This window comes from Haliscomenobacter sp. (assembly GCF_965225875.1).
Taxonomy (GTDB): domain Bacteria; phylum Bacteroidota; class Bacteroidia; order Chitinophagales; family Saprospiraceae; genus Haliscomenobacter.
This window is the reverse complement of record NZ_CBDDBS010000002.1, coordinates 4,080,556-4,098,389: the sequence shown is the minus strand read 5'-3', so window position 1 is coordinate 4,098,389 and position 17,834 is coordinate 4,080,556. Positions and strand designations below refer to the sequence as shown.

Here is a 17,834-nt window from a genome sequence, read left to right as displayed (position 1 = left end):
TATCGATGCGGTGGTTGCAAGCTTTATGAAGGAAACATAGCTCCCTAAAGGTAAGTGTAAGCCAAAATGCACGGAAAACGGGAGGACGGCACAGGGTTTCATCGTCTAAGGGTTTGTTATACTCCCTAAAAATAAAAAAATAAAATCAGAAAACATTATTTTTTTAACATAACACAAAATAAACCATGCATTTAGCCAATGTAAGACTAAAATATTTGTGGAGTCACCTGCTTCTTGAATGCATCAAGTAGTCTGTTTCCCCAAAAGCTGGGTCACCCTCACAAAATCCGCCAAACTCAACTGCTCCGGCCTTTTTTGAAAAAATTCATCCTCCAATTCCGTACTGCCTTCCGGGAAGAGCGGCTTTAGGGTATTCCGCAACATCTTTCGCCGTTGGTTAAAGGAGGTTTTGACCACCTGCCGAAACAGCCCCTCATCACAGCCCAAATCCTGATTTTCCTTGCGAATCAAACGAATGACCGCCGACTGTACTTTGGGTGGCGGGCTAAAACAACTTTTGTCCACATTGAAGAGGGTCTTGCCCTCGTAATAGGCCTGTGCCAGCACACTGATCACGCCGTAATCCTTACCTCCGGGTTTAGCAATGATGCGATCGGCCATTTCCTTTTGGAACATCCCCACCATCTCGGGTACGATGGCGCGGTATTTGATCATGTGAAAAACGATCTGGGAAGAAATATTGTAAGGGAAATTCCCGATCAAACTAAAACTTTGGCCCTCAAAGACTGCCGCCAGGTCGACTTTTAAAAAATCGCCGGAGATCACGCGATTTTCCAGTTGAGGGTAATATTTGTGCAGGTAATTGACCATGTCTACATCGGCCTCTACCACCTTGAGCAAAGGGTATTGCTTGAGCAAATATTTGGTCAACATGCCCTTTCCCGGGCCGACTTCCAAAACAGGATGGCCCAATTCGTTGTTTATCGTTAAACTATCGGCGATGCGTTCTGCAATTTCTTCCCGATTGAGAAAGTGTTGCCCGAAGGATTTTTTAGCTTTCAAAACAATTTTCTGCTTTTTTTACCATTACTTTGCAAAACTATCAAAATTACAGCAACCCGTAGGATTTTTACTGTGATGAATGAACAAGCAGCAGCCCAGGAAAAACTGGACAAACTAAAAATCGGCATCAGCATCGGAGATATCAATGGTATTGGACTGGAGGTGATCATCAAAACTCTGGCCAACCCCAAAATAATCGACTTTTGCGTCCCCGTCTTATATGGGTCTTCCAAGATCGTTTCATACCACAAAAACATCGTCGGTATTGATTTTCTTTTTCAGCAAATTCGCAACGCCGAACGGGTTTTTCCCGACCGGGTCAATGTGGTGAATTGCTGGCAGGAGAATGTCAATATTTTGCTGGGAAAACCCACCGATGTCAGTGGTAAGTATGCTTATATGGCCCTCGATTTTGCGGTCAAAGAATTGAAAGCTGGCAACATCGACGCCCTGGTTACGGCTCCTATCAATAAAGAGGCCATGCAAATGGCAAACTTCCCCTTCCCTGGGCATACCGAGTTTTTGACCCAGGAATTGGGCAATGGCAAAGAAAGCCTCATGTTGATGGTTAGTGAGGAGCTGCGCATCGGTGTAGCGACCAATCACCTGCCTATACGCGAAGTAGCAGGCAAAGTGACCAAGGACCTGATTGCCCGCAAACTCAAAACCTTTGAAGAAACCCTGCGGATCGATTTTGGTATTGATCGCCCCACCATCGCGGTTTTGGGCATGAACCCGCACGCCGGGGATGGGGGTGTTTTGGGCGACGAAGACGATCGCATCATCCGTCCGGCTATCATTGAGGCCAAAAAGCACGGCATGCTGGCCATGGGGCCCTACCCTGCTGATGGCTTTTTTGGCGCGGGTTATTACAAAAAATTTGATGGCATTTTGGCCATTTACCACGATCAAGGTCTGATTCCCTTTAAATTGCTGGCCTTTGGAAGTGGCATCAACTATACAGCGGGATTAAGCGCGGTACGCACCTCGCCCGATCATGGTACAGCTTATGACATTGCCGGTAAAAACGAAGCCGATCCCGATTCGTTTCGCGAAGCCTTGTTCATGGCCATCGAAATTGCCAAAAACCGCAAGGAATACTACGGCGATCGCGCCAATGCATTGGTGCGCCGCAGCAAGATAAAGTCGGAAAGTGGCATTGAAGAAGAGGAAGAAGAACTCGAAGACGAACTGGAGGATGAACTGGAAGACGATCAGGCCTACGAGGACGAAGGATACGAGGAGGACGAAGAAGAACAATAATACCAAGTTGAGGAGTTGAGGGGTTGAGGAGTTGAGGCTGCCGCGAGCGATTTTGACATGTCCTTGTCTAAGTCGCTCGCGGCAGCCTCAACTTCTCAACTCCTCAACCTCCTCAACCTCTCAATCATACTATGAAGCCATCCACTAAAGTAGGAATCTTGATTTTTTTGGTTTTGCTGGCCGATCAGGCATTGAAGATCGGCGTCAAAACCCATATGGAATACGGGGCTGAAATCCAAATTTTGGGCTTCGATTGGGCCCTGCTTCATTTTGTGGAAAACAATGGCATGGCCTTTGGCTGGGACCTTGGAGGCGATTACGGCAAATTGGCGCTGAGCCTGTTCCGCATTGCTGCCGTCATTTTTTTGATTTTTTTTATCCGCCAACTCATCAATGAAAAGATCCGTTTTGGCGTATTGGCCAGTTTTGGGCTGATTTTGGCTGGAGCCATTGGCAACATCATCGATAGTGCTTTTTATGGCCTGATTTTTTCCCAATCCTGCCATTATTGTGAAGTGGCTACGCTTTTTCCTGCGGAGGGGGGCTACGCTGGCTTTTTACATGGCAAGGTGGTGGATATGATGTATTTCCCGATTTGGCAAGGCATTTATCCCGATTGGGTACCCTTATTGGGCGGCAAAGAGTACTTCTTCTTTAAACCCGTATTCAACATTGCAGATGTGTCCATCACGGTTGGGGTGCTCAATATTTTAATTTTTCAGCGCGATTTTTTCCGCTATTATCAAAAGGAAGAAAACGCCACTCCTTCAGCAATCATGCCAGCAGCTGTGGAAACCAACAATCCCGATTTGCCAGAGGCACAAGATTTGAACAACCAGCCGAATAATCCGCAATAAATTATTTGATAATATGGTAACATCGGGGCAACGTAAAATTTCGGATTGTAGAGACGCACGGCCGTGCGTCTCTACAATCCGAAATTTTACGTTGCCCCGATGTTATTCCTGTGATGCTACCGTTTCAAAAGGTGGCAATGTTTTATGGGCGCCATCGCAAAAAGGTTTGTTAGCCGAGGCACCACAACGACAAAAAGTAGTGCGTGGCCCAGGCTTATTTACGATGGTTCCATCCGCCAGTTTTACTTCCAAAGGACCCAGTACCCGCAATGGGCCATTGGTGATCACTTCAATGATGGTTGGGTTTTCAACAACTTCAGGATTTGACTTTTCTTCCATAATGTGCTTATTTGTGACAATTCTGCATTTGTGGGCTCTAAACTAATGGTTTTTTTGCGGAACTACTTATTTTGTACAACAGCTTTGAGAGAACATGACAGAACACAAGCCGAATTGGTGGATTGCTGAAACATCAGCCTGGATCGCGGTCAACAAGCCCTTTGGTCTGAGCGTTGAAAAAACCATTGGCGCCAATGACACCATTGAAGATCAAGTACTTGCCTATCTCAGGCGCAGTACTTCCATGCCTTTTTTGGGCATTGTTCATCGCCTTGATCGGGTAACTTCGGGGATATTATTGTTGGCCAAAAAAAAGAGTGCTCTCCGCAAACTCAACGAACAATTTTCGCAACGGCAGGTCAAAAAAACTTACCTCGCAGTGGTGGAAGGTGTACCCGAAAAACCCGAAGCCCACCTCTCCCAATGGTTGTACAAAGATCAGAAAGAAAAAAAAGCCATAATTTTTGATGAAGCTGGTGAGCAGCGGGACGCCTGTCAATTGTATTACCGGACCCTTAAAGAAGATGGAAAAAAAGCCTTGTTGGAGGTAGAGCTCCTGACTGGTAAATTTCACCAGATTCGCGCCCAATTGGCAGCTATGGGTACCCCGATTATTGGGGATGATAAATACGGTGCTGGACTCACTTACGCAGACAAAGGCATTGCACTACACGCCTATAACCTTTCCTTTGTGGATCCAATCGATGGAGCTCCGATTTTACTGCATGCAAAAACTCCACACAATCCAATTTGGAAGATTTTATGAATAGAAGCTACCTGAGACAGAACGGAGGGCTTTTGAGCTTCTGTTCATAAAGTCTAGTGGTAGAAAAAAAAGTGCCCCAGCTGACAAGTATTACAGTGGGGCCCTCTGGTGTATAATGACGAACACACTAGTGGATGCGAAACAAGTGGGAAGCCTGAGTACGGTTTCCGGTCGGACAGGTACAATTACCTGAAATTGAAAATTATGTACTTATTAGGGAGAAAACACACTTCGTCAAACGGTGATGTTTGATTCAATTCAGTGTATGGTGTGTAGATAGCTTAAATCGATGCGTAAATATATATACTTTTTAAATCTCAAGCAACTTTTTGTCAGGAATTTGTAAAAAAATGCTATGTGTATTTTTTTGGTGCACCAGTTTAAAGAGATGAATTGATGCACCAAAAAAATACATTGCTATTTAATCGGCACAACCATGTGCTGCTCGTAATGGTAACCCTCGTCAGTTTGTTCTTCCGCTTGCCAACCTTTCATTACCACAACTTTCCCTTTGACTTCCAGAGCATAAAAGTAATCACCCGCTCCGGCATACCAACCTCCGCAGGCAGCTATAGCATTGGAAGGGATTTGAAAATTGAGGTAGCCATCCTTGGTAATTTCATCACAGGCGGTAACATCGGCAACTTTGGTACTTCGGTCGTTGACCACCAAAAAAACCTGATTATGGGGTACCTCATTTTTGTCTTCGCCAACGAATTCGCATCGAAAACTGACCTTAGCCTTAGGTGGATCGGTAGTCAAGCCCGTTCCATTGTCCTTGGTTTTGGACTCTGGCTGACAAGCCGTAAAAAAAAGTAGAAAAATTGAAGAGTAGACCAACAAGCGCATGGTAAAGATGTTTATTTTTGAAGAATCTATCAAAGTTAACATTACCTGAGTAATCCACTAACCAAATCGCTTATTTTTATTCCATGTTAGCAATCAAACAATTACAGTTCAGTTACACCCGCAATCAGGTGATGAACTTTCCCGATTTTAGCCTGCAAAAAGGTGAACATTGGCTTTTGCTGGGACAATCAGGTAGTGGAAAAACCACTTTGCTCCATTTGCTCGGTGGCTTACTTTCGCCCACTGGTGGCTCCATCCAGATTGGGAACACCGAATTGGGTCAACTACGTGCTTCGGCACTGGACCAGTTTAGGGGCAAAAACATCGGCATCGTTTTCCAAAAATCTCATTTTGTGCGGGCCCTCAGCATTGGTGAAAACCTGGCCCTGGCCCAACAATTGGCCGGATTAAAACCCAACCGGGAACGGATTGTAGAACTGCTCGAAAGGCTCAACATCGGAGATAAGTTCCGCCTCAAACCCGATCGCCTGAGCATTGGTGAGCAACAGCGCGCCGCCATCGCCCGAGCCCTCGTCAATCAAGCCCCCATCATTCTGGCAGACGAACCCACCTCAGCCCTGGACGATCACAACGCCACCGAGGTCATTAACCTGCTCGAAGAGCAAGCGAGTGCCCTGGGCTCTACCCTGCTCGTAGTCACCCACGATAAACGACTCAAAGACCGCTTCCCGAACCAAATCGCCCTCTAGCTCCCCCAACCCATGGCTTTAGCCGTGGGAGGGACCAACACAGCTCTAACCCATGGCTTTAGCCGTGGGAGGAGGGAATCCACCGCCCTAACCCATGACTTTAGTCTTGGGAGGCTAAACATACTCAAATGACCTTACTCAACCTAAGCTGGAAAAACCTCAGCAATAAACCACTCACCATGCTGCTCAGCCTCGTGCTTTTTGCACTGGGCGTAGGGCTCATTTCTTTTTTGTTGCTCATCAACCACCAAATCAGCGAAAAATTTGAAAAAAATCTCGCGGGTATCGATCTGGTGATTGGCGCCAAAGGCAGCCCTTTGCAGCTGATTTTGTCGAGCATGTACCACATCGACGCACCTACGGGAAACATTCCCATCAAGGGCGTCATGCCCTACCTCAACCCCAAAAACCCCTTCATCAAATCCGCCATTCCTCTTTCCCTGGGGGATAGTTATCGGGGATACCGGATTGTGGGCACTACCGCCAACTTTTTAGAGCTGTACAAAGCCAAAGTGAACACTGGCCGCTCCTTCAAAGCGGTAATGGAAGTACTCGCCGGTGCTACGGCTGCGCAGGAACTGGGCTTAAAAGTGGGCAGTACCTTTCAAAGCTCACATGGCTTGATTGAAGACGACAACCTGGTTCACGAAGGCCACGCCTTTAAAGTAGTGGGAATCATGAAACCTACCGGGGCCTCCATCGATCAACTCCTGCTTACCCCGGCGCAAAGCATTTGGGAGGTGCACGAACACGCCGGGATGGGCGCTGCACCCACTGTCGAGGAGCCAGAGGAAGCCGAACACAACGACGAGGAACACGCGGCCGAAGATAGCATTGCGGAAAACCACGCCGATAACACCCAACAAATCAACCAGATCGCACTCACCAATCAGGAAGAAGACCACCAGAATGACGATGAGGCACCCCACGATCATGCGGAAGAGCACCAGCTCAAATCCATTTTAGAATACCCCGACAAAGACATTACCGCTCTGCTGCTCCAATTCAATGGGCACAACATCACCACCCTCAACCTGCAACGCATGATCAACCAAAATACCAGCATGCAGGCAGCTACCCCGGCCATCGAAATTACCCGCTTGTACAGCTTGATGGGGGTCGGGCAGGATGCGCTGCGTTGGTTGGCCTTCATCATCATGGGGGTATCGGGCTTGAGCATTTTTATCTCGCTGTTTTCTTCCTTGCGGGATCGGCGCTATGAACTGGCGCTGATGCGCACAATGGGGGCCTCCCCCGGCAAGTTGTTTGCCATGATCATTATGGAGGGGCTCTTATTGGCCATTTTTGGGTACCTGATTGGTCTGGCGATCAGCCATGGCGGTATGGAATTGCTGGCTGGAGAAATGAAAGCCGCTTACCGTTATACGTTTACCGGGCGTACTTTCCTTTTGGAAGAAGGGTATTTGCTCCTGGGAGCACTGGCAGTAGGATTTGTAGCTGCGGTGATTCCGGCGATTCAGGCAAGGAATACGGATATTTCGGAGACTTTGGCGGAGGGGTAGGTTTTAACCAAAGCGACATTATTTTAGCCACAAAGGCGCTAAGACACGAAAAAAGCAGGGTTTTGCTTGGTGTCTTAGCGCCTTTGTGGCTTTAAATGAAAAAAAATCAAAAAAAAACATCTAGGAATTTTGTCGTACGAAAAATTTCCTAGACATTGCACTAGGATTTTTTTCCTAGGTATTCTGTTACCAAAAATACAAGCATGCAAAATAACGAACAGGCCAATCCGACCAAATCCGAACTGGAGATTCTCCACGTGCTTTGGCAATACGGCCCATCTACCGTACGTACCGTTAATGAACATCTCAACGAACAGCGTGAGGTCAATTATTCCTCAACCCTGAAGTTGATGCAAATCATGGAGACTAAAGGACTATTGAAGCGCGATACCAACGACCGCAGCCACGTATACCGCCCGGCAGAAAATCCCGAAAAAGTACAAACCCAGGTGGTCAATGGTCTGCGCGACCTGGCCTTCGGAGGCTCCACCTCCCGACTGGTGATGCGTGCACTCGGCGATGGCTCTGCGACACCTGAAGAATTGGAAGAAATCAAACGACTGATAGAAAAAATGCAAAGGAAGGGTTGAGTTAGTTGAGAGGTTGAGAAGTTGAGGAGTTGAGGCTGCCGCGAGCGACTTGGACAAGGTCATTGTCAAAATCGCTCGCGGCAGCCTCAACTCCTCAACTTCTCAACTCCTCAACCTTTCTCAACTGACCTCAAACTCTCCACCTATGTTAGCCTTTTCCCTTTTTGACCGCCAGCTCGAATACGCGCTGGGTTGGATGGTGCTTCATTCCCTGTGGCAAGGGATGTTGATTGCCCTCATTACCGGAGTGGTTTTGATTGCGCTACGCCACCACAGTGCCAAAGACCGTTACCTGGCCGCTAACTTTGGGCTTTTTGCGGTGGTTCTGGCCGCAGGCTTTACTTTTTATGTGTACACCCAATCAACATCCGCGAGCAGTGTCGAACTGGCTTTAGCTCGAATCGAAATGCAAGCCCCTCAGGAACAGATCAACACCGCGCTGTTGGAACAACTCGAAGGTTTGGAAAACCTTGATGTCCAGTTGGCAGAAGAACTTGCAACAGAGCTAGCTCCACCTGATCAGGCATTTGCTCCTGGTTTTCCTGCTGAAGAAGGATCTTTTGCCTTTAACTGGCAAAGCATTCAAGCTTATTTCAACCAAAATTTGCCGCTGATTGTAGGCTTATGGATCCTGGGCGTGGCCATTTTCCTGCTGCGCATGCTCAGCAGCATCAGTTATGTGTATTACCTGAAAGGGCGGATGAATTTCCCAGCGGATGAATATTGGCTGGACCTGCTGGATGATATGATCAGAAAAATTGGATTGGACAAAACCGTAACCCTGGTTGAATCCGCCCTGGTGCGCACTCCTCAGGTAGTAGGTTACCTCAAACCGGTTATCCTTTTCCCTTTGGGGATGATCAATCGGCTCCCTGCGGCTGAAGTGGAAGCCATTCTGGCCCACGAATTGTCGCATATCCTGAGGCACGATCACCTGTTGAATGTGCTACAGAGCGTGGTCGAAACCCTGTTTTATTTCCATCCCGGAGTATGGTGGATTTCGGCCCAAATCCGTACCGAACGGGAAAGCGCCAGCGATGAAATGGCCATCCAACTCACGGGCGATGCACTTACTTACGCGCAGGCACTGGTTACCGTCCAGGAAATGGGGTACATGCCCATGTCGCCCGCCCTGGCCTTCGCCGGACAACACAAAAGCCAATTTATGCTGCGTTTGCAGCGCATTTTACACATTAAATCACCAACGACTAACACAATGGAAAAAATGCTCACCGTCGTCCTCATTGCCGGAACCCTCGTCGGCATGGGATGGATCAAAAATTTTGCCCACAACACCTACACCCACATCAAGGCAGGTTTGGTTGAAACCCAAGATGAACCCTATTACATCATTGAAACCAACAACAATGCCTTTATGGCCCGGAATGGTTTCTGGAATGCCGAAATAAAAGGAGAAAGGGTGTATGTCAACCTGCAATCCAAAACTGAACATTCCAATTGGAACACCTCCCGCTATTTTGATAAAAAAGAGTTTTCAGCATTGCCCACCACCGAGTCTGATTTCAACCTCAAGAGAGAGGCTGGGGTGATCAACTTTAAAGGCAAATTTGAAGGCAACGAAGGGTACGGCAAGTTTGAATTTGTACAAAGCGCCGAGTTCAAGCAATACCTCGATCAACAAAAAGTGACGGGTGTTGACGAAGACGACATGTTGCATCTCTTTATGGCCAATGTCAACAAAGATTACATCGCCTATTTGGGGCAAAACGGCTACACTTCCGTGTCGGGCTCCAAACTGGTAGAAATGGCCATTCATGGTCTGGACAAAGAAACGCTGGCAGGATATTTCGATGCCTTCAAAAAAGCGGGATATGGTCAGGTGAGTTTAAGCAAACTGGTAGAACTGAAAATTCACGGTGCTGGTCCTAAATACATGCAGGGCTTGACCGATCTGGGCTTCAAAAACCTGGATCTTGACGAAGTATTGGAAGCCAAAATTCATGGCGTTTCCGCAGATTACATCAAGGATTTGAAAGATGCGGGTTATACCAATCTGCCCATGGAGAAAATTGTTGAGTTCAAAATTCACGGCGTCAATGCTGATTATGCGAAGCGAATGGCTCAGGCCAATGGTGGCAAAATAATGTCTGCCGATGAGTTGGTCAGCTCCAAAATCCACGGCCTGAATCCTGATCGAATCGAAAAAATCCAAAAAAGCGCCAATGGCCAAATGAGCATGGATGACATGCGCAACTACAGCATTCATGGTGTGGATGACGCGTACATCCAATCTTTGAAAGACGCTGGTTTTAGCAACTTGGATCCGCAGGAAGTGGTGCAAGCCAAAATTCATGGCCTGAATGGCGCTTACATGAAAGACTTGAAGGAGGCTGGATACAGTGATCTTTCTTTCGAGCAAGCCATTGAGGCAAAAATTCATGGCTTAAGCTCCGAGCTGGTCAAGGCTTATAAAACCGCTTACAAGGATTTGTCTTTCAGCAAAGCGGTTGAATTCAAAATCCATGGCGTAAGTGCCGATTACCTGCGGCAATTCACCGATGCTGGCTTTAAAGACATTTCAGCGAGCAAATTGGTGGAGTTGAAAATCCATGGGGTAAATCCTAAAGCTGCGCAAGAGTACAGCGCGCTGGGTTTCAAAGACATTTCCGCTGGTGATTTGATCAACCTGAAAATTCATGGCGTAAGCCCCGATTTTGTCAAATCCTTGCAGGGCATGGGCTTCAAATCTTTTGACCTGGATGAAGCGGTCAATCTGAAAATCCACGGAGTTACTCCGGAATACATCCAAAAAATGCGCGACAAGGGCTTTAAAGACCTGGATTTGGATGACTATGTAAAAATGAAAATCCACGGCATCGCCAATGGAAAGGATGAAAAGTAGATAAGAGCGGTTGAGAAAGTTGAGAGAGGTTGAGAAAGGTTGAGGCTACCGCGAGCGACTTGGACAAGGACATTGTCAAAATCGCTCGCGGTAGCCTCAACCTTTCTCAACCTTCCTCAACTTTGTTAGTTCCCCCCTTGCAGGTTATCCAGGAACAAGTCCTTTACGATGCCGCGCAAAGACCAATCGTCTACGCTGATTTTGGAGTTGACCAACAATACCAGTTCCATACCGTTGGGGAAGTAGTAGATTACACTCTTTTCAGAACGACCACCGCTGCTCCAGCTACCATTTTTGTTGTAGATTCTACCCGCAGGGGTGTCAATAGCTTGGTCAATACCGAGCTTCTGATCCAACATTTGTTGCGCACGAGCAGCAGGAATAATTGTGTTTCTGCGGCGTACGTGATCCATCACTTTCAACAAATCATCAACCGAAAGCCTCCAGGCTGCACCACCGGCCATACTAGCCAGATCGCCAGAGTTCCAGCCATCTTCATTGTTGTGTGGGAATTTGTACGCCAGGGCATTTTTGAAGCCAGCCAAAGGAACAAAGCTTGCGTTGGGTACTCCAGCAGGATTGAAGATATGGGTTTGGCAATAAGATTTGTAAGCGTTGATCCCCACCGCGTCCCACACTTGATCGGTAATTGGGCCGACATTGAAGTTTTGAGGAATATTGCCGTTGATTACAGCCAACAAGAGGCGACACAGGCCGAAGTTCATGTTTTCGTAGTCGTAAGAGCCGTTGCTAGGTGCACCCGCAGCGACCATTTGCTTCATGAAGTTGTAGTTGGAAGCAGAAGAGTTGGAAGCAAAACCAGAAGTATGGTTCAACAACTGCCGGAAAGACACCAGGTTCACTTTAGGGCCTTTCACCCAATGTGCAGGCAAATAGTTGATGATCTTGGCATCAAGGGAAATCCCTTTAGAGTCCAACAATTTCACCATTGCAACGGCGGTGATGTACTTGCTCACACTGGCTACGTGCATCCGGGTATCGAGTTTCCAGCCTTGGCTGGCATCGGCTGGAGTTTGAGCCCAGTTCCAGATCAAGGTGTACGCTGGAGCGCCGTTCTGGCGCAATTGCATTGCATAACCAGTTACATGGTCTTTGATCTTGGCGTGGAGCTCTTGCCCAAATGCATTTACATTGAGTTTAGGAGCAGTGTTGAACTGGATTCTTGGGCGGAATACAAAAGGCATAACCCGCTCTTGTTCTTCACCGTCGGTACTTACGCCGCGCAGTTCAACGGGATCAATGATGTGGGCGTTTACTTGCTGAGGGGTCAAGCCGCCGGGCAATTGTTGGGCTTGGGCCTGGAAGGCAATCAGCAGTACCGCAGTGGCGAAAAATGATTTTACTGCTGTGAAAAAAATGGACTGTTTCATGGTGTTAAAAGATTCTAGGTGTAAAGGATTAAATTGTTGTTACACCTGAATGTGTGCGGGCCATGAGGTAGCGTTCCAGATTTTTGGAAAAAGATGAAAAAAAGGTTGAGGGAGCTTGAGATGGTTGAGGAGGGTTTAGGCTACCGCGAGCGATTTTGACAATGACCTTGTCCGAGTCGCTCGTGGTATCATTAGGCGCTGGTGCTGGTACAAGTCTCCAGACTTGTACCAATATCAACACGTCTCTGACGTGTATACTTACTCGAGATTTTCGCATTGCTTGTGCGTCAGAGACGCGAAAATACTGGTACAAGTCTGGAGACTTGTACCAGCTAAAGTTGCTCGCGACAGCCTCAACTATTTCTTTGGCCAAACATTATCCCCCACATTCGCATCCGGGAAACGGCCATGCGGGTCCAAAGTAATCTTTTTGATCTTGCGTTTACCAAAGTCCATGACAGCGTCAAACGTACGTTTTCCATCAAACCAAACCGATACTGGCCAAGTTACTTCTGCCGTAGTTGCATCAATCATTTTGGCGTTGGGCAAGGTCTTAATCGCGGGGCCTTCGGCTTCAAACTCTACCTTGAGCACCACTGGCGAAGGCATCTCCCCGGCCTGATGAACCTTTACCGTTGTTTTGTTGCCAGCCATTTTCACCTCCTGGATCGATCCTTCCACCGACTCCGTTGTCCACAGCCAGTAGTACCAGAACCATTCCAGGTTTTGCCCCAATTCATTGTTCATGAAGAAAATATAATCCCAGGGCGAGGGGTGTTTGTACACCCAGGTTGCCGTGTATTTTTTCATGGCATTGATCACCGCCTCATCACCTACAATTCCGCCCAGCATGGAGAGCATCAAGGGCGCTTTTTGGTAGGTTTGGAAGCCATAGCCACTTCCCGCATCATTGGCACTCCACATCATGGGTGCCTCACTTTCGCTGCCACTCATCCGGCCATAACTCTGGCCCAGGCCATCCAGGTTGTAGGGCTTGTTTTGGTTATCTGCACCCGAGAGGATATTCATGTATTGGTTGAAGCCCTCGTCCATCCAGCCATAACGGGTTTCATTGGTGCCCAGCATCATTGGCCACCACTGGTGGGCGGTTTCATGATCGGCGGCACCCTGATTCGAGTTGATGACCATGGGGTATTCCATGCCCGCACTGGGGCCATCCTGCAGGGTCAATTGTGGGAATGGATAGGGCGCCCACAATTTGGAATAAAACTCCAGGGCGTGGCGGGTCACCTTGCCCGCTCTTTCAAAAAACCGGGCCCTATCGGGCAAGTAAAACATATGGATGGGGACCGGGCCTTTGCCCGGAATGTTGGCGCGGGTGGCTTTCCACATAAAGCTATCCGCCGTCGCCCAGGCAAAATCATTCACCTTGTCGGCCAGAAAATGCCAGGTCAATTTGTCGCCTGGAGCGGTAGCCTGACCGGGGCCTTTCTCCTTTTCACCTACAATCATTACCTCCTCATCAGAGTTGAGTACGGTGGCCAAACGTTGCCTGGCGGTGGCGGTCAATACCTCATTGGGGTTTTGCAACAAGCCGGTACCACTGACAATCCAGCCGCCGGGTACGGTGATGCGCACATCAAATTTGCCAAAGTTGTTGTAAAACTCGGAAGGCCCCAGGTAAGGGCTGGTTTCCCAACCACGCAAATCGTCGTATTTGGCCAGACGCGGGTACCATTGGGTGGGTTGGAACAATCTACTGTCAAATCGCTGGGTCATCCGGTGTCCGCGCCCATTGGGACCACCGGGCAATTTGGTGTGCCATTCTATTTCTAATTCAGCGGTGGTTCCAGCTTTGATCGGATCGACGAGGTTGATGGTGGCGATCGTCTGGGTAAGGCCAAAGATGCTCACTTTGGAAGCGCTGCTGCCACCACCGGGGCGCCCCATACCAGTTGCCGCCTTGAGGTCTGCAGCCTGACCTGCTACTTTCAAACTGGTCAGCACCATACCCTCCGTGGCCTCTGCAGGTACGGATGCACCACGCTGGGCTTCGGGGCGAAAGATGTTGTGATCGAGGCGCAACACAACCGTTTTTAGATCGTCCTTGCTGTTGTTGTGCAGGCTGATTTTTTCTGAGCCCGTGATGGTTTGGGTTGCAGGATCAAGGCTGGCCTGAATGGTATAGTCGGCTTCCAACTGCCAGTAATTTGGCCCCGGTTTGCCCGAAAAGTCGCGTGTGCCCGCTTCAAAGGCTTTGCGAATCGAATTGGTCATCGGCACGTCGAGCCGGATGGAGCGGGTTGGCGTTTCGAGGGTTTTGCGGAGGGGGATATTTTGTTGCGCTGATAGAGTTGTGGTGCCAATCAGCAGGGTTAGAAGGGTAATTTGTTTGAGCATGGTTCGTTTGTGGTTAAGGAGATTTGAGGGCTAATTTAGGGATAATTGTTGGGAATGGGAGGGGGCACCATTATCGAGGTGGCTTTTTTGTATTGGTTGATAAGGCCTCATTCTTTGCTATTCATTTTATCAATCGTTTATAAAAATTTCGATTCTGAATGTAATTAATGATGTTCTGTTTGTCAGGTATTGAGTTTTTATCAATGAAATAGATTGTCCAATAATGGGGAAGGTTTTTGTCTGGATAAACATTGCTTATTGGAATGTTATAAACTAGTCTATCCAACGAAAAGGAGGCAACCCAATTTCCATTATCCAATTTTTTTATTTCTAACTGGTTGATTGCGTTGTCAAATTTAGGTTTAAACGGCGTTTTATCAACGAGTTTTATTAAAACATCCTCAGAGGCTTTAAAAAAATTTTCAAGCTTATCCGAACAAATCAATTCTGTTATGATCAATCTGATTGCCTCTTCAGGTTTGTTTAAATTTTGCAATACCTCAGCCTTCCATGCTAATAGATACGCTTGTCTTTTACTCACATTCGATGCGCTACCCTCAAATCCCCAATAACGATATAGCGTGTCTGCTTTTTCCAACCATTGTAAGACTTCAGTATAATTTGAATCTAGTTGATACAGTCCTGCAAGTGCTACTGCTGCTTTGTGCTTGTAATTGGTATGAGGATCCATTAACGAGCCTGTTTCATCATTATCCTTTAAATCAGAGGCAAGTATTTTCCTGTACCAGTCTCTTGCTTTATCGTAATTCTTTATTTGCCAGTATATAGTGGGAATATTAAAAAATGCGTTGCCGTAAATATCAGAATGAATACCTATTTTATTGTCAACAATTTTTGTCCAAATGATAAGGGTAGAATCCAGGTTACCTTTCTTGTAAAACTCAAGCCCACGATTAAAAAGTTTTATTCCAACTGTATCATCTGGCGTCTGTCCAAACAAATGGAAAGGCAGAATTATAAGTATAGTAATGATTATATTTTTCATATTAATGAGTCGTTGTGAATAGTTGCCAGTGTGGAGTATATATTTTAGTGAAAATAAATCAAGCACTTCAAAGCTCCAAAACATTAGCCGTTTTTAACTTTATTCACCGTCGCAAAACCGTGGTCAGTTACTTTCCTTCATCCCCCGCCCCCAATGAAATACCACATACAGCAAGGCCACAGTCACCAGGATTTGTAAAACAGTCAACGCAGTTGCCAGTCTTGCTGCAAAAGGGTTTAATTCGGCATATTCCGGTCCTGATTCCGGTAACATCGATAAGGGCGGATATGCTGTCCAACCGAAATTGGTGCCAAGCATGACGAGCGATTTATTGACAAAAGCAAGCAAGGTGATTAAACCAAGACCAATCAGCAACAGTAGGATATTGGGAATTTTTCTACTAAACTTATTGCGATTCTCTTTGATAAAAAAGAGCAAAAAGGCTACCAGAAGAAAAACTGGAGGAACGATTGTTGTAGTCGAAAGGATGATGTAGGTATCGGACCTTTGCGGGGTTATTATTGCCCCCCGGGCGTCCCAATCAAGCAGGAGATAACAAATAAGCGCAGCCGCAATAAAGGCAATTGCCAACCAAAGGAGTTCGCTCAAAATGGGTTTAAATGATTTTGCCATCACAAATGATCCAATTATTTCTTACTCTTGATTCTTACAAATGTTCCACCATAGAAAAAACCAGTGGCCTTGTCATTTGCATCGTATTGAACCGATTTTAATTCGTATTCATCGGCTGAAACCCATTTGTAAGAATAAAGCCGGTAAGTTCCTGGAGCTTCGTCCGCAAAGGAGATTTTTAAAAAAACATCGCCATTTTCGTTTACCGTTCCTTTACCTACACCTGCTCTGGTCGTGCCAAAACTGGACAAATGATCCACTTCCTTTTTTACGGGATTATAGGACCAAAAAATATGCCCATAAGGTGGAACACCATCGATTACTGCAAGCAGGCTGTTGTCGGTATTGAGTTGCCGACAAATGGTATGGTGATGAGGAATTTTGATGTGTTCATCCGCTCCGCCCCAATTTTGAGACCAATTGTCATCTTTTAAAGTCCATTCCCCAATGAATTTGTTGAATGGATTTTTAGGATTTTGGACGAGGGCTTCCTTTTTATGCCCGCCAGCTGATTGGTTTTTCTGTGCATAGCAATGGGCAAAGGAAAAATACAATAAAAACAGGAGAATCAGGGATTTAAACGAGGTGCTTTTCATTGAAATTGATAGATGTTGATTTTTTCCTAACGGAGAAAAAGGTTCATTATTGCAGCTAAGGTTAATGCAGCAAAAGCAGTGCAGCAGTGGATTTATTTACCACTTCGACACCCCCTCTTCATTAATCCCTCAATTAAACGACTGCCTGAATTCCAAAGGCGAAACACTGGTTTTTTTCTTAAAGAACTTGCTGAATGACTGGGAATGTTCAAAACCCAGTTCATAGGCGATTTCACTCACCGAAAGAGTAGAAGTAGAAAGCATTGCCTTGGCTTTTTCGATGAGCTTTTCATGGATGTGCTGCTGGGTGTTCATACCCGTCAGCGATTTGAGCAAGGAACCGAGGTAGCCCGCCGAAACATTCAAGTGTTCAGAAACCCATTGTACCGTAGGCAAACCTCTGGACATCAGCTCCTCGTTGCTGAAATAGCCTTCCAGCAAAATTTCCATTTTTTCCAGCAACTGGTGGCTTGATTTTTTTCGGGTGATAAATTGGCGCTGATAAAAACGTTCAGCATAATTCAGCAAGGTTTCAATTTGGGCGATGATGATGTTTTGGCTGAATTTATCAATGTTGTTTTGGTATTCTTCCTTGATGCTGTTGATGATGTGGTTGAGGGATGCTTCTTCTTTTTCCGACAAAAACAAGGCTTCATTTACCGCATAGCCAAAGTAATCGTATTGCCTGATGTTTTTGGCCAGGGGGGTGTTCCACATAAAATCGGGATGGATGAGCAACATCCATCCCGAACGCACCGCAGAGGAACCCGCTAGTTTTTCTATTTTCAGCAGCTGGTGCGGAGCTATAAAAGACATCACCCCTTCGTCGTGATCATAAGTTTGCTGACCGTATTTCAATTTGATGGGTAAGCCTTTTTTTACCGAAATCAGGTAAAAATCAAACAGGAGCCCCTGGCTCTCATCCGCGTCCCCTATTTTCATTTTTGAATAGTCTATCACACTGATGAGCGGGTGCTCAGGAGCAGGCAGGCCCCGGAGTTTGTGAAATGCGCTGATGGATTTCAGGTGGAGTGGTCTTTTTGCTTCCATTGAACTTAATTTTC

At 46.7% G+C, this 17,834-nt stretch carries 16 protein-coding genes; 7 read left to right on the top strand and 9 right to left on the bottom strand.

Annotated features, from left to right (window positions below):
• Nucleotides 1-243: 243 nt before the first annotated feature.
• A complete protein-coding gene (gene rsmA, locus ACO08K_RS18705; protein ID WP_421797937.1) occupies nt 244-1,023 on the bottom strand; it encodes a 16S rRNA (adenine(1518)-N(6)/adenine(1519)-N(6))-dimethyltransferase RsmA in 780 nt (259 codons plus the stop codon).
• A 75-nt stretch (nt 1,024-1,098) separates the two neighbouring features.
• Between rsmA and pdxA the strand changes: the two genes are divergently transcribed.
• Nucleotides 1,099-2,286 (top strand): 4-hydroxythreonine-4-phosphate dehydrogenase PdxA, encoded by a 1,188-nt coding sequence (gene pdxA / locus ACO08K_RS18700; RefSeq protein WP_421797936.1) that lies wholly within the window; start codon nt 1,099-1,101, stop codon nt 2,284-2,286.
• Nucleotides 2,287-2,417: 131 nt separating this feature from the next.
• Nucleotides 2,418-3,143, top strand: coding sequence for a lipoprotein signal peptidase (locus tag ACO08K_RS18695; RefSeq protein ID WP_421797935.1), 726 nt, complete (start codon nt 2,418-2,420; stop codon nt 3,141-3,143).
• A 102-nt stretch (nt 3,144-3,245) separates the two neighbouring features.
• Here ACO08K_RS18695 and ACO08K_RS18690 read toward each other — a convergent pair whose 3' ends face one another.
• Nucleotides 3,246-3,482 (bottom strand): CDGSH iron-sulfur domain-containing protein, encoded by a 237-nt coding sequence (locus tag ACO08K_RS18690; RefSeq protein WP_421797934.1) that lies wholly within the window; start codon nt 3,480-3,482, stop codon nt 3,246-3,248.
• Between the two features lie 94 nt (nt 3,483-3,576).
• Between ACO08K_RS18690 and ACO08K_RS18685 the strand changes: the two genes are divergently transcribed.
• The gene (locus tag ACO08K_RS18685; RefSeq protein WP_421797933.1) at nt 3,577-4,248 is read left to right on the top strand and encodes an RluA family pseudouridine synthase; all 672 of its coding nucleotides are present in this window, start codon (nt 3,577-3,579) and stop codon (nt 4,246-4,248) included.
• Nucleotides 4,249-4,665: 417 nt separating this feature from the next.
• On the opposite strand, the gene ACO08K_RS18680 is transcribed toward ACO08K_RS18685, so the two are convergent.
• Nucleotides 4,666-5,097 carry a hypothetical protein gene (locus tag ACO08K_RS18680; RefSeq protein WP_421797932.1) on the bottom strand — a complete coding sequence of 144 codons (432 nt, stop codon included), beginning with the start codon at nt 5,095-5,097 and terminating at the stop codon, nt 4,666-4,668.
• Between the two features lie 83 nt (nt 5,098-5,180).
• Between ACO08K_RS18680 and ACO08K_RS18675 the strand changes: the two genes are divergently transcribed.
• The 4 genes from ACO08K_RS18675 (at nt 5,181) to ACO08K_RS18660 (ending at nt 10,783) form a co-directional block, all read left to right on the top strand.
• On the top strand, nt 5,181-5,807 hold the full coding sequence (locus ACO08K_RS18675; protein WP_421797931.1) for an ABC transporter ATP-binding protein: 627 nt from the start codon (nt 5,181-5,183) through the stop codon (nt 5,805-5,807).
• Nucleotides 5,808-5,935: 128 nt separating this feature from the next.
• Complete coding sequence (locus tag ACO08K_RS18670) at nt 5,936-7,330, top strand: ABC transporter permease (RefSeq protein WP_421797930.1); 1,395 nt, start codon at nt 5,936-5,938, stop codon at nt 7,328-7,330.
• Between the two features lie 203 nt (nt 7,331-7,533).
• Nucleotides 7,534-7,920: a BlaI/MecI/CopY family transcriptional regulator gene (locus ACO08K_RS18665; RefSeq protein WP_421797929.1), complete on the top strand. Its 387-nt coding sequence runs from the start codon at nt 7,534-7,536 to the stop codon at nt 7,918-7,920.
• Between the two features lie 145 nt (nt 7,921-8,065).
• Entirely contained in the window at nt 8,066-10,783 is a 2,718-nt protein-coding gene (locus ACO08K_RS18660) for a M56 family metallopeptidase (RefSeq protein ID WP_421797928.1), read from the top strand.
• Between the two features lie 125 nt (nt 10,784-10,908).
• On the opposite strand, the gene ACO08K_RS18655 is transcribed toward ACO08K_RS18660, so the two are convergent.
• From ACO08K_RS18655 to ACO08K_RS18630, 6 genes are all read right to left on the bottom strand, one after another.
• A complete protein-coding gene (locus ACO08K_RS18655) occupies nt 10,909-12,174 on the bottom strand; it encodes a serine hydrolase domain-containing protein (RefSeq protein ID WP_421797927.1) in 1,266 nt (421 codons plus the stop codon).
• Between the two features lie 357 nt (nt 12,175-12,531).
• Nucleotides 12,532-14,535 carry a M1 family metallopeptidase gene (locus ACO08K_RS18650; RefSeq protein ID WP_421797926.1) on the bottom strand — a complete coding sequence of 668 codons (2,004 nt, stop codon included), beginning with the start codon at nt 14,533-14,535 and terminating at the stop codon, nt 12,532-12,534.
• 121 nt (nt 14,536-14,656) lie between these two features.
• Complete coding sequence (locus tag ACO08K_RS18645; RefSeq protein WP_421797925.1) at nt 14,657-15,541, bottom strand: tetratricopeptide repeat protein; 885 nt, start codon at nt 15,539-15,541, stop codon at nt 14,657-14,659.
• A gap of 123 nt (nt 15,542-15,664) precedes the next feature.
• Nucleotides 15,665-16,174 (bottom strand): hypothetical protein, encoded by a 510-nt coding sequence (locus ACO08K_RS18640; RefSeq protein WP_421797924.1) that lies wholly within the window; start codon nt 16,172-16,174, stop codon nt 15,665-15,667.
• A gap of 14 nt (nt 16,175-16,188) precedes the next feature.
• Nucleotides 16,189-16,770 (bottom strand): hypothetical protein, encoded by a 582-nt coding sequence (locus ACO08K_RS18635; protein WP_421797923.1) that lies wholly within the window; start codon nt 16,768-16,770, stop codon nt 16,189-16,191.
• Nucleotides 16,771-16,899: 129 nt separating this feature from the next.
• The gene (locus ACO08K_RS18630; RefSeq protein WP_421797922.1) at nt 16,900-17,820 is read right to left on the bottom strand and encodes a helix-turn-helix domain-containing protein; all 921 of its coding nucleotides are present in this window, start codon (nt 17,818-17,820) and stop codon (nt 16,900-16,902) included.
• Nucleotides 17,821-17,834: the final 14 nt, after the last annotated feature.